Origin of the sequence: Microcoleus sp. PH2017_28_MFU_U_A (assembly GCF_020738035.1) — a bacterium.
Lineage (GTDB): Bacteria > Cyanobacteriota > Cyanobacteriia > Cyanobacteriales > Microcoleaceae > Microcoleus.
The window spans coordinates 61,570-75,090 of the sequence record NZ_JAEQCX010000041.1 but is presented as its reverse complement, the minus strand read 5'-3'; the positions used below and the strand labels follow the sequence as shown (position 1 = coordinate 75,090).

The following is a 13,521-nucleotide window of genomic DNA, read 5'->3' as shown; positions in this document are numbered from 1 at the left end:
TTTATTCCTGTAGTTTTAGGACTGTGGACTAAAATTACTAACGTAGATGTCTAACATTGACTACTTTTGGGTAGCTTTGTCCAGGTTTTTACGAGCGGTCAATATTCATTGTCACCGGATCTACATCTGCCAGTATCGGTGTTGCTCCGGCGTGGACGATCGCATTAACTGTAGCGCAAAAAGTCATCGGAGTAGTAATGACTTAATCCCCGGGTTTTACCGAAGCAGCGAGGATGCTCAAGTGCAGTGCCACCGTACAAGAGTTGACTGCGATCGCGTGTTCGGAATCCTTGTAAGCTTTGAAGCCATTTTGAAAAGTCATGACTTTCGGGCCTGTACCCAACCAACCTGTTTTCATGGTTGAGACCACTTCTTGAATTTCCGCATCTTCGATCGCCGGAGCGCCAAAAACCAAGAAACGGTCTTTTGAACGAATAGGATTGTTATTCATGTTGGTAGTTTTATTCAATTAAGTAAATAGAGCTGATGGAGTGAAACTCTACTACCCTGAAATTTTCGATGACCCTAAAAATTGTGATTTTATTTGATTTGAGATGCTGTCAATTAATCCTGTTTCTTAACCCTGTGTATCTTTAACTTGTTTAGTCAAGAATTTTAGGGAATTCGTTGCCTAATAACACCTGTCATAGCACGAGATTAAATGACAGGCTGTTTTTCTGCAAGTCCCTAACTTTGATATGATTGCTCTATCCTAAGCCACATAATCTGCTATGTCCACCCATTTATATTTTGACAGTTGACAGTTGACAGTTGACAGTTTGAGAGCGACCTCTACCCTTAAGTCCGAGGATTGGAGTAATGAATAGTCTGATTTTCATTTCTCCCTCAAAGGCTTGGGGCTTTCAACCAATTCTTTCTGGTAAAAGGTCTTGCCTGCATTTTTTTGCGAAATATTCCTTAACGAATAAACAGTTATACGGAGAGTATATTCATTTTTTTAGTAAACTATCGAACATCGATTCCGAGACTTCTTTGAGAGTCAAGTTCTACAGTTTTAAATTTGAGATTTGAGAATTGGGAATGACTGATTCTCGTCATGTTGGGAGTTTGCCAGCAGTTACATTGTTTTACAGTCGGGTTAAAAATCAGGCAAGTTTTGCACAAATCTAGTGTGACTGCGCTGTAATTTATGTAGCTTTAGAAAAATTGTGCGATCGCACAAATCAACCGCTGCTCACAAAATCCCCTACAATCTAGGCAGGCGAATCTTGTTTAAAATGTCTTGCAGCCGTTCTGAAGCGCCACCAAATTGTTCAGACAAAGCTACAAGTTTGCCGTAAGCTTCAACTAAGCGATCGCCCTCAACATTAACCTCTGGAGCAGGATAATTCTTCATCGCTTCCAGCAGCGTAATCTCGTTATCATTAGTTGCCGACAGCACCAAGGCCTCGCGCAAAGCTTCTCGATTTGCTTTCCCAGAAGGAGTGCGAATTACCTGACCCACTTCATCGAGAATTATTTCCCCAACTTTACTGTTGAGCGTCCGATCCAACAAGCTTTGACTAACTTTCACCGGTCTCATCAGACTGCGGCGAACCACTTCCGGGTCTTTTTTTGCCTTTCCCAGCAGCATTTCTAGCCCGGGTGACATTTTCCCAGTTTCTGCAAAAATTTCTAATTCGCTGACTGGTAAAGTCATTCGGATCGCACTGTATTTGAGGACTACCTTTTCGGCCGCCGCCGCCACACTGCTGTAAAGTACGATTCCCACACCTGCGGCTAAAAATAACGTCCACCGCCCTTTGCAAAATGACTTGCTCATAGTAAAATATTCCAACTTTTTTGTCTAATTAGACTTTGACACATTTGGCAATCACCCGCTCCTAGCAAAATACCCAACGCCAACTCTTCTATCAGTGAAGGCTGGCGCTGGGCTTAAATTTATTTAATATATTTAGGGTCTTTATGAAAGCTGACCCCAATTGAACGAGTTAGAAGCGGTTTATGATTAGGATCTTTAAATTTGCTGACCCCAATTGAACCCACCTACCTATAATGACAGGGATCGATCGCAAACCAGGGTTTCGTAATAATTTCTTTATAATTATAACTTTTCATTGCCTCAGGTATCTTGTTGTGTAGATTTGTAAAGCTTTGTTACTTGGACTTGGGCGATCGTGCTGCGGCGCGCTGCTCCAGGCGAAACAGGAACACCATCAGAGCCACGACTCCGACTTGGAGAGCAAAATTGGGTAAAGCAGAGCCAATTTCCCGGCCCGAGGCAATTTTGGCGAGGAAAACTACGCCGCCGATAAAGCCCGAAGCGCCACAAGCTACGTACACAAACTGTCGCAGAGGCCGGTAGGGAGTGGCCATTTCTGCGGTTAAACGCTCGTATTGTTGGCGGCTGAGGTTGCGGGGGTTTTTTGGGATGTAAGGGCGATCGTCAGAATTTGGGGCTGCCATAAATTTAGAGAATAGGTGAATTAGGATACTTGACAAAAAACTCGGTTGCAGGTATAATTATATGCTGCAAAATACTGCCCAAAAACCAAATTTTTGTGACTGGTGTGTCAGTCCAATGAATATTAGGTAGGGTACAACAAATATCTCACAAGTTCCGGAATAAATCATCGCTGAATCAACATCACAACTGTCTGCAAACAGCCGACAAAAACACCCAAAATCCCTCCTAAATTTACAATTCCCTGCAACTCACTTTTGACAATTCCCTGAATTGCTAGCTCCAACTCTTCGGGAGAAGTGCCTTTTACTCGATCGATAATTACCTGGTCGATATTCAAAATCGGGATAGCCTGAGCTACAATATTTTCTAAATCCCGCTCTAGATAGCGATCTAACACCAAAGCCAGTTCTTTGCTCACAATTTCTAGGGAAGCGCTCATCACCGCTGAAGTTTGCAATCGATTGAGAATCAACCGCGAAATATTTTCCCAGTCAATAGATTTGCTCAACCCGTCAAGTACCTCTGTACCCCGCTCTTGAACGTAGCTGCGAACACTGTCGCGCATAGTTTTTCGCAATTGTCTCACCGTCGAAACCGGTAAGTTTTGCATCGACAAATTTTGCAGCCATTCCTGAAGTCGCCCGCGAATTCCCAAGGAAACCGTTAACTCTGCTAACCGCTGATTTGTGACTTGTCTGTCATCCAGACAAAAAGTCCGCAGCCGAGTTAAAGTGTTACGCAAACCAAACAAATTGGCTACTACCCAATAAGTGCCGCTGGTTTTTTCTCGAAATCCTTCGTCGATGATCGAAATATTGCGATCGGTCAAAAAGTCAATCAAAGCCTGCCGCAGCACTTCTGGCGGTATTACTACCTGCAACAGCCAATCAGACAACTGACCAGCTTGAGAGTCAGTTAGCTGAATTTCCAGCAAAACTTGGTCAAAAATTTGATTTAGCTGAGCTTCTAAAAAATCTTCCCGGCGCGCCAAAACTTTGAGAATTCGCGGCACAGATTCCCCGAGCAAGTCTCGCAGAATGTTAGCAAGAATTTTAGCAGTTTTTTGCTCTGTGTCTGCCTTTACTTGATCCAGGGCCAACTGCAACAGCCAGAGAATTACTGACTGCATCCGCTCAGTTTGAAGGAGGCGGCGCGCCAAGTTTTGCAGTTCCTGCGGCGTCAGCAGCGAACCCATGATTGTGTCGGAAATTCGCTTAGCCAAGCGCTCTTGGTTGCGGGGAATCAAGCCGGGAGTGAAAGGCAACTGCCGCCCTTTGATGTAAATAGCTCGATAGGGGCGGAACAGCATTTTGATAGCTATATCGTTAGTGAAATAGCCAATAATTCCTCCCACTACAGGCGGGGCTAACAACAGCCAAAGTTCAGAGGGATTCATCAATTATTGGGAAATTGGGAATTGGGCATGGGGCATTGGTTATTAGTTATTAGTTATTAGTTATTAGTTATTGGTTATCGGAAAATGGAACAACAAGTAACAAGTAACAAGTAACAAGTAACAAATAACTAATAGCAACTGTCAACTGTCAACTGTCAACTGTCAACTGACTAACACCAATACTCCCATCATAGCTCCGGCAATGGGATAGTGGGTGGCGGTGGCAAATCCGGCTTGGCGGGCGATCGCGACTTGCTGCTCGCCGATCGGGAATTTTTCTAAACTAGGATTAATGTAGGCATATTCTTGAGTCATGCCAAATTGCTGAGCAATGGGAACCACGAGAGTATCTAGATAAAACTGCTGAAAGCTCCGCATCAGGGAATTGCTGGGGCGGTGGAGGTCGAGAATAGCAGCCTTTGCGCCCGGTTTGAGGACGCGGTGCAATTCCTGAAGACTGCGGGGGATATCCGTCACGTTACGCAAGCCGTAACCCATGGTGGCGCAGTCGAAGTAATTGTCGGCAAAAGGCAAGTCTAGGGCGTCAGCTTCTACCCAGGTAATGGGACTTGCAGGAGTGAGAAAAGGTCGATCGCGCTTACCTGCAACGGCCAATTGTTCAGCAGAAAAATCTACTCCAAATACCGAACCGGTAGGCCCTGCTTGTTTTGCCAGCAGCAAAGCTATATCGCCGCTGCCGCAGCACAAATCTAAACAAGTATTTCCGGGGCCCGCACAGCTCCATTGCACCGTCATTTGCTTCCAAATCCGGTGCTGCCCCAAGCTTAACCAGTCGTTCAATTGGTTGTAAACTGGTGCAATTCGATTAAATATAGTTTTAATTTCTTCTGCGTTATTAGTCATTTGTGATTAGTTATTAGTTATTGGTTATTTGTGATTAGTTATTAGTTATTTGTTATTTGTTTGTTACGAATGACTGTTGACTGTTGACTACTAACAACTGACCACTGCTTTCCTAACAACTGTCAACTGTCAACTGTCAACTGTCAACTAATTAATCACCCTGAAAACTCGTCAATACCAAAGCAACTTGTTGAGCGGCGAGGTGAACTGTTGTGAGTTCGTCGGGGCGCAGGGAACAAGGTTGCTTCCACTGAAGGGATATCAGGGCGATCGATCGACCTTTGTGAATCACCGGAACAGCCAAGTGAGCTTGAATGCCCGATTTTTGGTAGTGTGGCAGACTCGCTAGGGCTGCGTCGCTGGCAATATTCACAGCACCCTGAATAGCTTGAGAGGAAATCGCTTCTAGAACCAGAGGGTCATCTGCCAGCCAATTTTCCACAGTTTTACCGCTGGTGTGAGTGCCTTGAGCCGGCATTAAAGCAGTGCCTTCGACCAGTTGCAAAATGCAAATATCAGCCAAAAAATTATCGCTCACAGCAATAGCAATTGGGTCTAAAGTTGCTTCCAGACTCGGATAATCCACAGCGGTTTGCATGATGGTTGCTAACAGTTGTATTTGATTTTGGGCGCGATGCAATTCCTCAGTCCGCTGCTTGAGAACTTCATAAGTCTCGGCCGCCTTTTGCACCACCATTTTCAATTCGTTCGGGTCCCAAGGCTTGGTGATATACTTGTAAACCTGTCCGGAGTTAATCGCATCCACCAAGTCTTCAATATCCGTAAAACCAGTCAAGATAATTCTGACCGTATTCGGAAACTGCGGCACGGTTTTGCTGAGAAATTCCGTTCCCTTCATTTCTGGCATCCGCTGGTCGGAAATGATGACGGCGACCTCGCCCTCAATGGCGAGGACTTCCAAGGCGCGAATCCCGCTCTCAGCTTTGAGCACGTTAAAATCTCGTCGAAAAGTGCGGTAGAGTAAATCCAGATTGTCTGGTTCATCGTCTACTACCAGCATTTTGGGTTTTTTTGGTCGGTGTAGTGTCATGAGCTGGCGTTTAATTTGATCGAGCTCTGGAATGGCATTATCCATAACAATACGATAAACTCCCCTTTGTAAATTTAGGCGAGCAACTATTCTGTAACAATAGTCTCATAACTCCCTTACCATAAATCTATCGCTCTCCCGCGACACGAGCCTTGCTAGTATCCAATTACACATAACTCAACGCTGATTTTTGATTCAATTATGACTGATACACCGCAAGATTCTTCCCCTTCTAAACCTGCACCCTCCACTGATGCTGTGGATGTGGAAAAGTTAATTCGATCGCTCCGCCGCAAGGAAGGCACCTGGGTAGAGTGGGGACAAGCCTGCACGGCACTGTTGCAAGCGGGCTGCAACTCTCAGCAGATTTTTGAACAAACTGGTTTTGAGCCTATTCAACAAAATCAGGTCGGCGTTGCAGCACAAGTTTACACCAGCATGGTCAATGCTGGTGCTTCGGAGGAAGTTCGATCGCACTTTCTGCGGAAAGGTAGTGATATTTTATACGAGTTTCGGATTCTCTCGCAAGCAGAGCGAGCCGGAGCGGCAGCTTTGATGTTGGCCCACAATTTGGATGTTGATGATTCCCGCCAAGTTGCTAAGGCGATGAAGGAGTTTTCGCACTTCGGGAGTCTCCCGCAGGGGTTCACAGACACTCCTGGGGATGCTGTAGCTTACCAGTGTTGGCAGTTGGCGAGACAAAAAAGCGATTTGCAAGAGCGATCGCGCTTAATTGCTCGCGGTTTAAAATTAGCTAGCAGCCAAACTGCTAGGGCGCAAATCGAGCAATTGTTGGTGGATTTTACTGTAGTTCCGAGACGGGAAGCGCCTCGTTTACCAGTTTACAGGCTCGATACCGAGGAACAACTGCCTCGGATTGTCCCGGTTGTAGGCAAATTGCCGCTTTCTACGTCAGATTTGCTGGCAGTGCCTTTGCCGGAGGAAATCGAGCCGTTTCGCATGGTAAAGTTTTCCGGAGCTGGAGCTTGGGTGGCGATTCCCGGATGGCAGGTAATTTTGAACGCGGAAGATCCGGTGGCGGTTTTGGAAATGAGCGATCGACTGCCGGTGCCGCTGCAAGGTAAAGTTGAAGAAGTTTTGATTATTGCCGATCGCGCCCAAAGACAGTGGGATGCTGAGAGTTATTTCCTCGCCGATAACGGGGGGAATCTAGAATTGCAATGGTTTGAAACATCCCCGCAGTTGTCGATTTTGGGGCGAGTTGTTTTGGTGATGCGTCCGAAGAAGATTGTGGATGAAGATTATACCAAAGATGGATGGCAAATTGACGATTAGTCAGTTGGCAGTTGACAGTTGGCAGTTGACAGTTGACAGTTGACAGTTGACAGTTGACAGTTGACAGTTGACAGTTGACAGTCATTGGTAGGGTGTGTCGCGAGCGAAAATTCCTAAACAAAGATTGACAATCTCACCGCGACGCACCTTATATTATCTGCGATTCTGAATTTGGGCAGGAGTTGCACAACTGTTACATTAAATCAAAAAGGTACGTAGTTGCGCTTTAGCGCTCTTTCATAGATATACGCAAAGAGCGCTGAAGCGCAACTACGTACCTAAAGATTAAATCCCATAAAAGTACCTGTTGCGTTCAGAAGTGCTGGGAATGATATCAAGTGCGATCGCAATATTTCGGTGCTTGGTGCGTCGCTAGCTAATGACAAGTAAGAGTAAGAGGGCGGGCACGGGGGCACCGCCCCTACCAATGCCCAATGCCCAATGCCCAATGCCCGATGCCCCATGCCCCATGACTAATTTGCAGCAGGCGGTTTCGGTTCTTGAACTTTTGGAACTGAATGCTGTTTCTTAAATCGAATTATACCATAAGTCGCCGCCCCAATTACTAGGAAATAAGGACTGTAAGCCAACAGCCAAATGCTCAAAGAAAACAAACCTAAAGTTAATTCGCTCACAGAATGAGTTGCTTGTCCCCAAGTTTCCTGCACCCGCAAGCCGAGAGAAGGTTCCGGTTCTTGCTGGGCCGAGACTGCTGCTTCTAGAGTTAAACTAATAGTCGAATAGGCTACTTGATTCCGCAAACTTTTTAACTGAGCGTCGATGCGCTCGATCGACTCCCGAATCGTACTCAACTGCTGAGAAGCTTTGAGTACGTCGCCAACAGAGCCGGATCGCTCCATAATTTTTAACACAACTTCCTCGGATTTTCGCAGGTTGCGGAGCCTAGCCTCGCTGTCAACTAATTGATCGCTAACATCCTCAGCCGTCAGCCCTCGGTTTTCGACACTTCCGAGTTTTGTTAAAGCATTTAAAGTAGTTTCTAACTTTTCTTGAGGTACCCGAATCTGCATAGTTGCGGTTTGGCGCACGCTAGAATCCGGCGGCTTTTGGTTTTGGAAAGCCAAGATATCGCCTTGCTGTTTTTTCACAATCTCGGTGACAGATTTAGTGCTGTTGTCAATAGATTTGACAACTACACTGAGTTCGGCTTTTTTAATCAGTTGGGGAGCAGTTGCTGGAGTTTCTGCGGCTGGTTTTTTTGCGGTGTCAGCAGCAACTTTTGACGCTGCGCCTCCGGGTGTGCTTACAGGTGCGGGTTCGGATTGGGGAGCAGATGCGGCAATTTGCTTTTCGGCGCTGCGGGATGAAGCAAAGCCGTTTGTGGAGCCGCTGGGGGAGGAAGTTGCACAGCTTGGTAAAGCAATGGCTGAGGATAAAGTTAAGAATGCTACAACTGCAAAGCGAGTTGTGCTGTTGTTGGCTGGGTTTGGCTGGTGTGGTGGAAAATTGGTTTTGAGGTGAGTTTTCATTGGGGATTTTTCCTATAAAAAGGCTTGGGTATTGAATTTTATGCTGGTTTTAATTTAAGCTCGCATAGATAGGGTTTGTTGAGCCGATACCAAAATGGAAACGGTAGAGTTAAACAGTTGACAGTTGACAGTTGACAGTTGACAGCGAAGTGATAAGAGCGGAGATTTAAACTCCGTTCTTATCACAATCTGCCTTCATGCTGGGGCTTCAAACCCTTGCTATTCGGTGAATTTTTGGGGATTTTTAACCGCAGATAAACGCGGATAAACGCGGATGTAATTATGACTGATGAATTTGATACTGATTTTAGTCGATCGACTGCCGAGATCGATCGCCCGAACAGCACTTTCTCCGAGTTAGATCCCGCCGCGCTTTTGGCTGCCGCTTGCGGTAAAATTCGCGACAGCTTGCGTGCGGGCCAGCACGAGATGGCGGATTGGGCGGGCGGCCCCCTTGCGGTTTCGGCGGTTCCAGGGGCCGGGAAGTCTACAGGAATGGCTGCTGCGTCGGCAATTGCGATCGCCCGCAACCGACTTAACAACCGCCGTCAGTTAATTGTGGTGACGTTTACGCGATCGGCTGCTGCTAATATTAAAGCTAAAATTCGGGAAAGATTGGCACAATTGTCTTTATACCAAGGCGGTTTTGCCGTACACACTTTGCACGGTTTAGCTTTAAATATTGCGATGCGCCATCCCGATTTGTCGGGTTTAAATCTCGAAAATTCGACGTTAGTCACTCCAACTCAAAGTCACCGCTTAATTCGCACTTGTGTAGAACTTTGGATCGCGGAAAATCCGCGCAGATATCAAGTTTTGTTGGAAGGACAACAATTTGATGGAGAAGAAACGGAGAGATTGCGGCGACAATCGGTTTTGCGGACAGAGATTTTGCCGCAGTTAGCTAAAACTGTGATTCACGAGGCGAAATCTTCGGGTTTATCTCCCGAAGAGTTATTAAAAATGGGCGATATTAATTCTGGCGATGGTTATGAAATTTTAGCGGTAGCCGGCGGTTTATATCAAAAATATCAGGCTTTGTTGAGAAGCCGGGAATTCATCGATTATGACGAGATGATTTTAGCAGCTTTGCGGGTGTTGGACAATCCGGGCGCCAGGGCGATGGAACAAAAGCAAGTATTTGCCGTGTTTGAGGATGAAGCGCAAGACTCGACACCTTTACAGACTGAGCTTTTGAAAATATTAGCTCAAGATCCCGATCGTCCTAATTCACCTCCTAATTTTATCAGAGTTGGCGACCCAAATCAAGCAATTAATTCTACCTTTACTCCCGCCGATCCGATTTATTTTAACCAATTCTGTGACGAATGCGAAGTTGAAAACAAGTTGGCGACAATGGACGGTGCAGGCCGCAGTAGCCAGATCATTATTGATGCAGCTAACTTTATGTTGCAATGGGTAAACCGCTCAGAATTAGCGGGAACCGAACAGCCTTTTCGATCCCAAACTATCAAGCCAGTTCCCAGCGATGACCCGCAGCAAAATGCCAATCCTGCCCCCATAGGTCGAGGCTTAGAATTGCATACTCCCCGCGATATTTACCAGACAGTTGAGTTAATTGGAAAGCGGGTAATTGAGTTAGTAGAGGAATTTTTACCTGCGGATTTTGTCTGGGAAAGTCACGAGCAAAATATTCAATCGGGCAGTGAATCGAGGGATGAAGAAAATCGCCCTAAATTGCCAGTAGAAAATCTAAAATCAATGGCTGTTTTAGTGCGGGAAAACAAACAAGGCAAGTTTATCAAAGAAGTCCTAGAAAATCCGGAAAAACACGGATTGAGCTGCGATTTACGCAAATACGGGATTAAAATTGAGGATGTCGGGGAACGAGACAGACATTCTCAAGTACCTTGGGAAATATTAACATTGCTGCAATTTCTCGATCGCCCGCACTCACCAGACTACCTGAAAGCAGCCTTAAAGATTTTGAGCGATCGACAACTCATCCCCAAACAAGACTACAATGCCTTTGCCACCAGCCCCGAACAATTCCTCTACCCAGGCCCGCTAGACCCCCAGCAGTCAGATCCAGTCCGCAAATGCCGTTATTTTTGCTGCGGTTTGCTGCAAGCACGTTTAGAACTGCCGCCCTACCAAATCATCTCATTCTTAGCCTTAGCCCTGCAATACGACCAAACAGAATTAGCCACCGCCGACAAATTAGCAGAACGGGTAGCAATCCAAACAGCCGGTAACAATTCAATGAGCAATATTTTGGGAGTGCTGGGCGAAATTGTTAGTTCAGAAAGATTTGAGCCTGTAGATGCAGATGACAAAATAGAAGAACGCTACACCAGCAAAGGTCAACTAACAATTATTACCATGCACAAAGCTAAAGGATTAGATTGGGATTGTGTATTTTTACCATTTTTGCACGACCAAACAATCCCCGGAAGTTTGCGAGTTTTGCCACAAACTAGATTTTTAGGAGATTTCACTTTAGCTGAAGTAGCGAGAGCTCAAATTCGAGCAAGTTTGCACGAAAAACATCCTTTACCAAATCTGGGCGAAGCGTGGGAACAAGCAGGTTATTTGAAAACAGCAGAAGAGTTTCGATTGCTATATGTAGCAATGACGCGGGCCAAAAGTTTGCTGTGGATGGCCGCGGCGAAGAAAGGGCCTTTTACTTGGAACAAACCCGAGAATTTGCAAGAGCAAAAACCTTGTCCGGTAATGCCTGTTCTGAAACAGCAATTTCCGGGAAATGTGATGTTTTAAAATTTAGGATTAGTTACTAAAAAAATGAAAATTACACTTTGCATCATGGTTAAGAACGGGCAAGATGCCCGTTCCACTTTCGGCGCAAAAACGCAGTATGAGAAGAGTAACTTGAGCAAAAAAACTTACTTATCGGAACAAATTGAACCAGAAATATTGGTATAATACTAACAATCTCTATCCAAAACTTCTCTTTTCTTCCTCTGCGCCCTCTGCGCCCTCTGCGGTTAAAAAAAATCTAATTCACAAATGAAATAAAATTGCACTAAAACTCCCTATGACAAACCCAGAAATTCGCACAGCTAACCTCACAATTCCCAACGGAGATTTGCAAATCGCTGCTTACTTGGCCCAACCCGCCGCCGCAGGACAATTTCCCGCAGTTATCGTGATTCAAGAAATCTTTGGTGTTAACTCGCACATCCGCGAAGTTACAGAAAGAATAGCAAAGGAAGGATATGTGGCGATCGCCCCAGCCATCTACCAGCGCCAAGCCCCCGGCTTTGAAACCGGCTACACGCCCGAAGATATCAAAATCGGCAGACAATACAAAGAACAAACTACCGCATCCCAACTGCTGAGCGACATCCAAGCCGCCATCGATTACCTCAAAACCTTACCATCCGTCAAACAGCAAGGTTTTGGCTGTATCGGTTTCTGCTTTGGCGGACACGTCGCCTACCTCGCGGCGACTTTGCCCGAAATCAAGGCTACAGCGTCGTTCTACGGCGCTGGTATCGCCACTCTCACCCCCGGGGGCGGATCTCCCACGATCGATCGTACAGCGGACATCAAAGGCACTCTCTACGCCTTTTATGGCACTGAAGACGCCAGCATTCCCAAAGAACAAGTTGACCAAATTGTCGCAGAATTGCAAAAACACAGAATTCCTCACCGAATTTTCAGCTACAATGCCGATCATGGCTTCTTCTGCGACCATCGCGGCAGTTTCAACGCTACCGCAGCAGCCGAATCGTGGGTGCAAGTGAAGCAGCTATTTCAACACGAACTTCAACCAGCTTAGAGAGTGGAAGATGAGAGAGAGGGGAGAGGGGGATAGTGGGAGAGTGGGGGAACATCTTGCTTCTTGCTTCAACAACTGACAACTGTCAACTGACAACTGACAACTGTCAACTGACAACTAATTTACTGATAACTGACAACTAAACTGACATGAATTCCAAATCTACAGGTTCTCAAAGCGCAAAAGCATCTTTTTCAATGGATGATTTTGCTAAAGCCCTCGAACAGCACAATTATGAGTTCCAGAAGGGACAAGTAGTGCGCGGCAAAGTGTTCGAGTATGACTCAAATGGCGCGTATGTTGATATCGGCGGCAAGTCTTCGGCTTTTTTGCCGATCGAAGAGGCTGCTTTGAGAACGGTAACGGATTTGTCGGAAGTCGTTCCGCTAGACGAGGAACGGGAATTTTTAATTATCCGCGAACAAGATGCAGACGGCCAAGTTACTCTGTCTCTGAAACAGTTACAAATTCAGCAAGCTTGGGAAGATTTAGTTGCATTGCAGGAAACTGGTAAAGTGCTTCAGGTGCGGGTTTCTGGGGCGAATAAGGGCGGCGTGACGGTGGATGTTGAGGGAATGCGCGGTTTTATTCCCCGATCGCACTTAGCCCAACGCGATAACATAGAATCGCTGATTGGTCAATCTTTGACCGTGAATTTCTTGGAAGTCGATCGCGAACGAGAAAAACTCGTACTTTCCCAGCGGATGGCCACTCAATCTTCTGCCTTAAATCAGTTGCAAATCGGTCAATTAGTGGAAGGAACAGTCAGCAGCATCAAGCCTTTTGGCGTGTTTGTTGATTTGGAAGGAGTTAGCGGTTTGCTGCACATCAAGCAAGTCAGCCAAAAATATATTGAGAACCTCGGACAAGTTTTCACCCCCGGCCAACCCCTGAAAGCCGTGGTAGTTGACCTCGATCAAAGTCGCGGTCGAATTTCGCTTTCTACTCGGGTACTCGAAAATTATCCAGGGGAAATGGTGGATAAAATGGCGGATGTCATGGATACCGCAGAAGAGCGATCGGAACGTGCTAGAAAAACTCTTTCTTAGGTTTTGACAATTGTACTCGTTTACTCGTTTTCACGCTAACCCTGAAAACGAGTAAACGAGGGAGGCGAAAATTATGAAAACTTGGGCGAAGGTATGTAGTTGCGCTTCAGCGCTCTTTATATATATATATGTTGATCGAGAGCAAGGTATGTAGTTGCGCTTCAGCGCTCTTGATTATATATAT

Annotated in this window: 11 protein-coding genes and 1 pseudogene; 5 read left to right on the top strand and 7 right to left on the bottom strand. The window is 45.9% G+C overall.

From position 1 onward, the window contains the following. Positions 1-88 precede the first annotated feature (88 nt). From JGK14_RS09235 to JGK14_RS09210, 6 genes and pseudogenes are all read right to left on the bottom strand, one after another. Positions 89-451: pseudogene (locus JGK14_RS09235) on the bottom strand (DegT/DnrJ/EryC1/StrS family aminotransferase). A 756-nt stretch (positions 452-1,207) separates the two neighbouring features. Continuing rightward, complete coding sequence (locus JGK14_RS09230; protein ID WP_293184742.1) at positions 1,208-1,783, bottom strand: alpha/beta hydrolase; 576 nt, start codon at positions 1,781-1,783, stop codon at positions 1,208-1,210. Positions 1,784-2,118: 335 nt separating this feature from the next. Continuing rightward, the gene (locus tag JGK14_RS09225; RefSeq protein WP_293184740.1) at positions 2,119-2,427 is read right to left on the bottom strand and encodes a DUF3493 domain-containing protein; all 309 of its coding nucleotides are present in this window, start codon (positions 2,425-2,427) and stop codon (positions 2,119-2,121) included. A gap of 164 nt (positions 2,428-2,591) precedes the next feature. Then, positions 2,592-3,824 (bottom strand): DUF445 domain-containing protein, encoded by a 1,233-nt coding sequence (locus tag JGK14_RS09220; RefSeq protein WP_293184738.1) that lies wholly within the window; start codon positions 3,822-3,824, stop codon positions 2,592-2,594. Positions 3,825-3,986: 162 nt separating this feature from the next. Next, entirely contained in the window at positions 3,987-4,688 is a 702-nt protein-coding gene (gene ubiE, locus JGK14_RS09215) for a bifunctional demethylmenaquinone methyltransferase/2-methoxy-6-polyprenyl-1,4-benzoquinol methylase UbiE (RefSeq protein WP_293184736.1), read from the bottom strand. 151 nt (positions 4,689-4,839) lie between these two features. Continuing rightward, the gene (locus JGK14_RS09210) at positions 4,840-5,784 is read right to left on the bottom strand and encodes a response regulator (RefSeq protein ID WP_293184734.1); all 945 of its coding nucleotides are present in this window, start codon (positions 5,782-5,784) and stop codon (positions 4,840-4,842) included. A 156-nt stretch (positions 5,785-5,940) separates the two neighbouring features. Here JGK14_RS09210 and JGK14_RS09205 point away from each other — a divergent pair, with 156 nt between their 5' ends. Beyond that, on the top strand, positions 5,941-7,035 hold the full coding sequence (locus JGK14_RS09205) for a RuBisCO accumulation factor 1 (RefSeq protein WP_293184732.1): 1,095 nt from the start codon (positions 5,941-5,943) through the stop codon (positions 7,033-7,035). A 473-nt stretch (positions 7,036-7,508) separates the two neighbouring features. On the opposite strand, the gene JGK14_RS09200 is transcribed toward JGK14_RS09205, so the two are convergent. Continuing rightward, positions 7,509-8,525, bottom strand: coding sequence for a DUF4349 domain-containing protein (locus JGK14_RS09200; RefSeq protein ID WP_293184730.1), 1,017 nt, complete (start codon positions 8,523-8,525; stop codon positions 7,509-7,511). 282 nt (positions 8,526-8,807) lie between these two features. Here JGK14_RS09200 and JGK14_RS09195 point away from each other — a divergent pair, with 282 nt between their 5' ends. From JGK14_RS09195 to JGK14_RS09180, 4 genes are all read left to right on the top strand, one after another. Beyond that, positions 8,808-11,264 carry an ATP-dependent helicase gene (locus JGK14_RS09195; protein ID WP_293196904.1) on the top strand — a complete coding sequence of 819 codons (2,457 nt, stop codon included), beginning with the start codon at positions 8,808-8,810 and terminating at the stop codon, positions 11,262-11,264. A gap of 24 nt (positions 11,265-11,288) precedes the next feature. Next, entirely contained in the window at positions 11,289-11,429 is a 141-nt protein-coding gene (locus JGK14_RS09190; RefSeq protein ID WP_325314985.1) for a hypothetical protein, read from the top strand. Between the two features lie 112 nt (positions 11,430-11,541). Further along, positions 11,542-12,288: a dienelactone hydrolase family protein gene (locus JGK14_RS09185; RefSeq protein ID WP_325314984.1), complete on the top strand. Its 747-nt coding sequence runs from the start codon at positions 11,542-11,544 to the stop codon at positions 12,286-12,288. A 149-nt stretch (positions 12,289-12,437) separates the two neighbouring features. Beyond that, a complete protein-coding gene (locus tag JGK14_RS09180; RefSeq protein WP_293184723.1) occupies positions 12,438-13,337 on the top strand; it encodes a S1 RNA-binding domain-containing protein in 900 nt (299 codons plus the stop codon). Positions 13,338-13,521 lie beyond the last annotated feature (184 nt).

What these genes read in the sequence shown, in the direction of transcription:
- JGK14_RS09185 (WP_325314984.1), top strand. Translation starts at nt 11,542, where the DNA reads ATGACAAACCCAGAAATTCGCACAGCTAACCTCACAATTCCCAACGGA.
- JGK14_RS09190 (WP_325314985.1), top strand. Translation starts at nt 11,289, where the DNA reads ATGAAAATTACACTTTGCATCATGGTTAAGAACGGGCAAGATGCCCGT.
- JGK14_RS09180 (WP_293184723.1), top strand. Translation starts at nt 12,438, where the DNA reads ATGAATTCCAAATCTACAGGTTCTCAAAGCGCAAAAGCATCTTTTTCA.
- JGK14_RS09200 (WP_293184730.1), bottom strand. Translation starts at nt 8,525, where the DNA reads ATGAAAACTCACCTCAAAACCAATTTTCCACCACACCAGCCAAACCCA.
- ubiE (WP_293184736.1), bottom strand. Translation starts at nt 4,688, where the DNA reads ATGACTAATAACGCAGAAGAAATTAAAACTATATTTAATCGAATTGCA.
- JGK14_RS09220 (WP_293184738.1), bottom strand. Translation starts at nt 3,824, where the DNA reads ATGAATCCCTCTGAACTTTGGCTGTTGTTAGCCCCGCCTGTAGTGGGA.
- JGK14_RS09210 (WP_293184734.1), bottom strand. Translation starts at nt 5,784, where the DNA reads ATGGATAATGCCATTCCAGAGCTCGATCAAATTAAACGCCAGCTCATG.
- JGK14_RS09230 (WP_293184742.1), bottom strand. Translation starts at nt 1,783, where the DNA reads ATGAGCAAGTCATTTTGCAAAGGGCGGTGGACGTTATTTTTAGCCGCA.
- JGK14_RS09225 (WP_293184740.1), bottom strand. Translation starts at nt 2,427, where the DNA reads ATGGCAGCCCCAAATTCTGACGATCGCCCTTACATCCCAAAAAACCCC.
- JGK14_RS09195 (WP_293196904.1), top strand. Translation starts at nt 8,808, where the DNA reads ATGACTGATGAATTTGATACTGATTTTAGTCGATCGACTGCCGAGATC.
- JGK14_RS09205 (WP_293184732.1), top strand. Translation starts at nt 5,941, where the DNA reads ATGACTGATACACCGCAAGATTCTTCCCCTTCTAAACCTGCACCCTCC.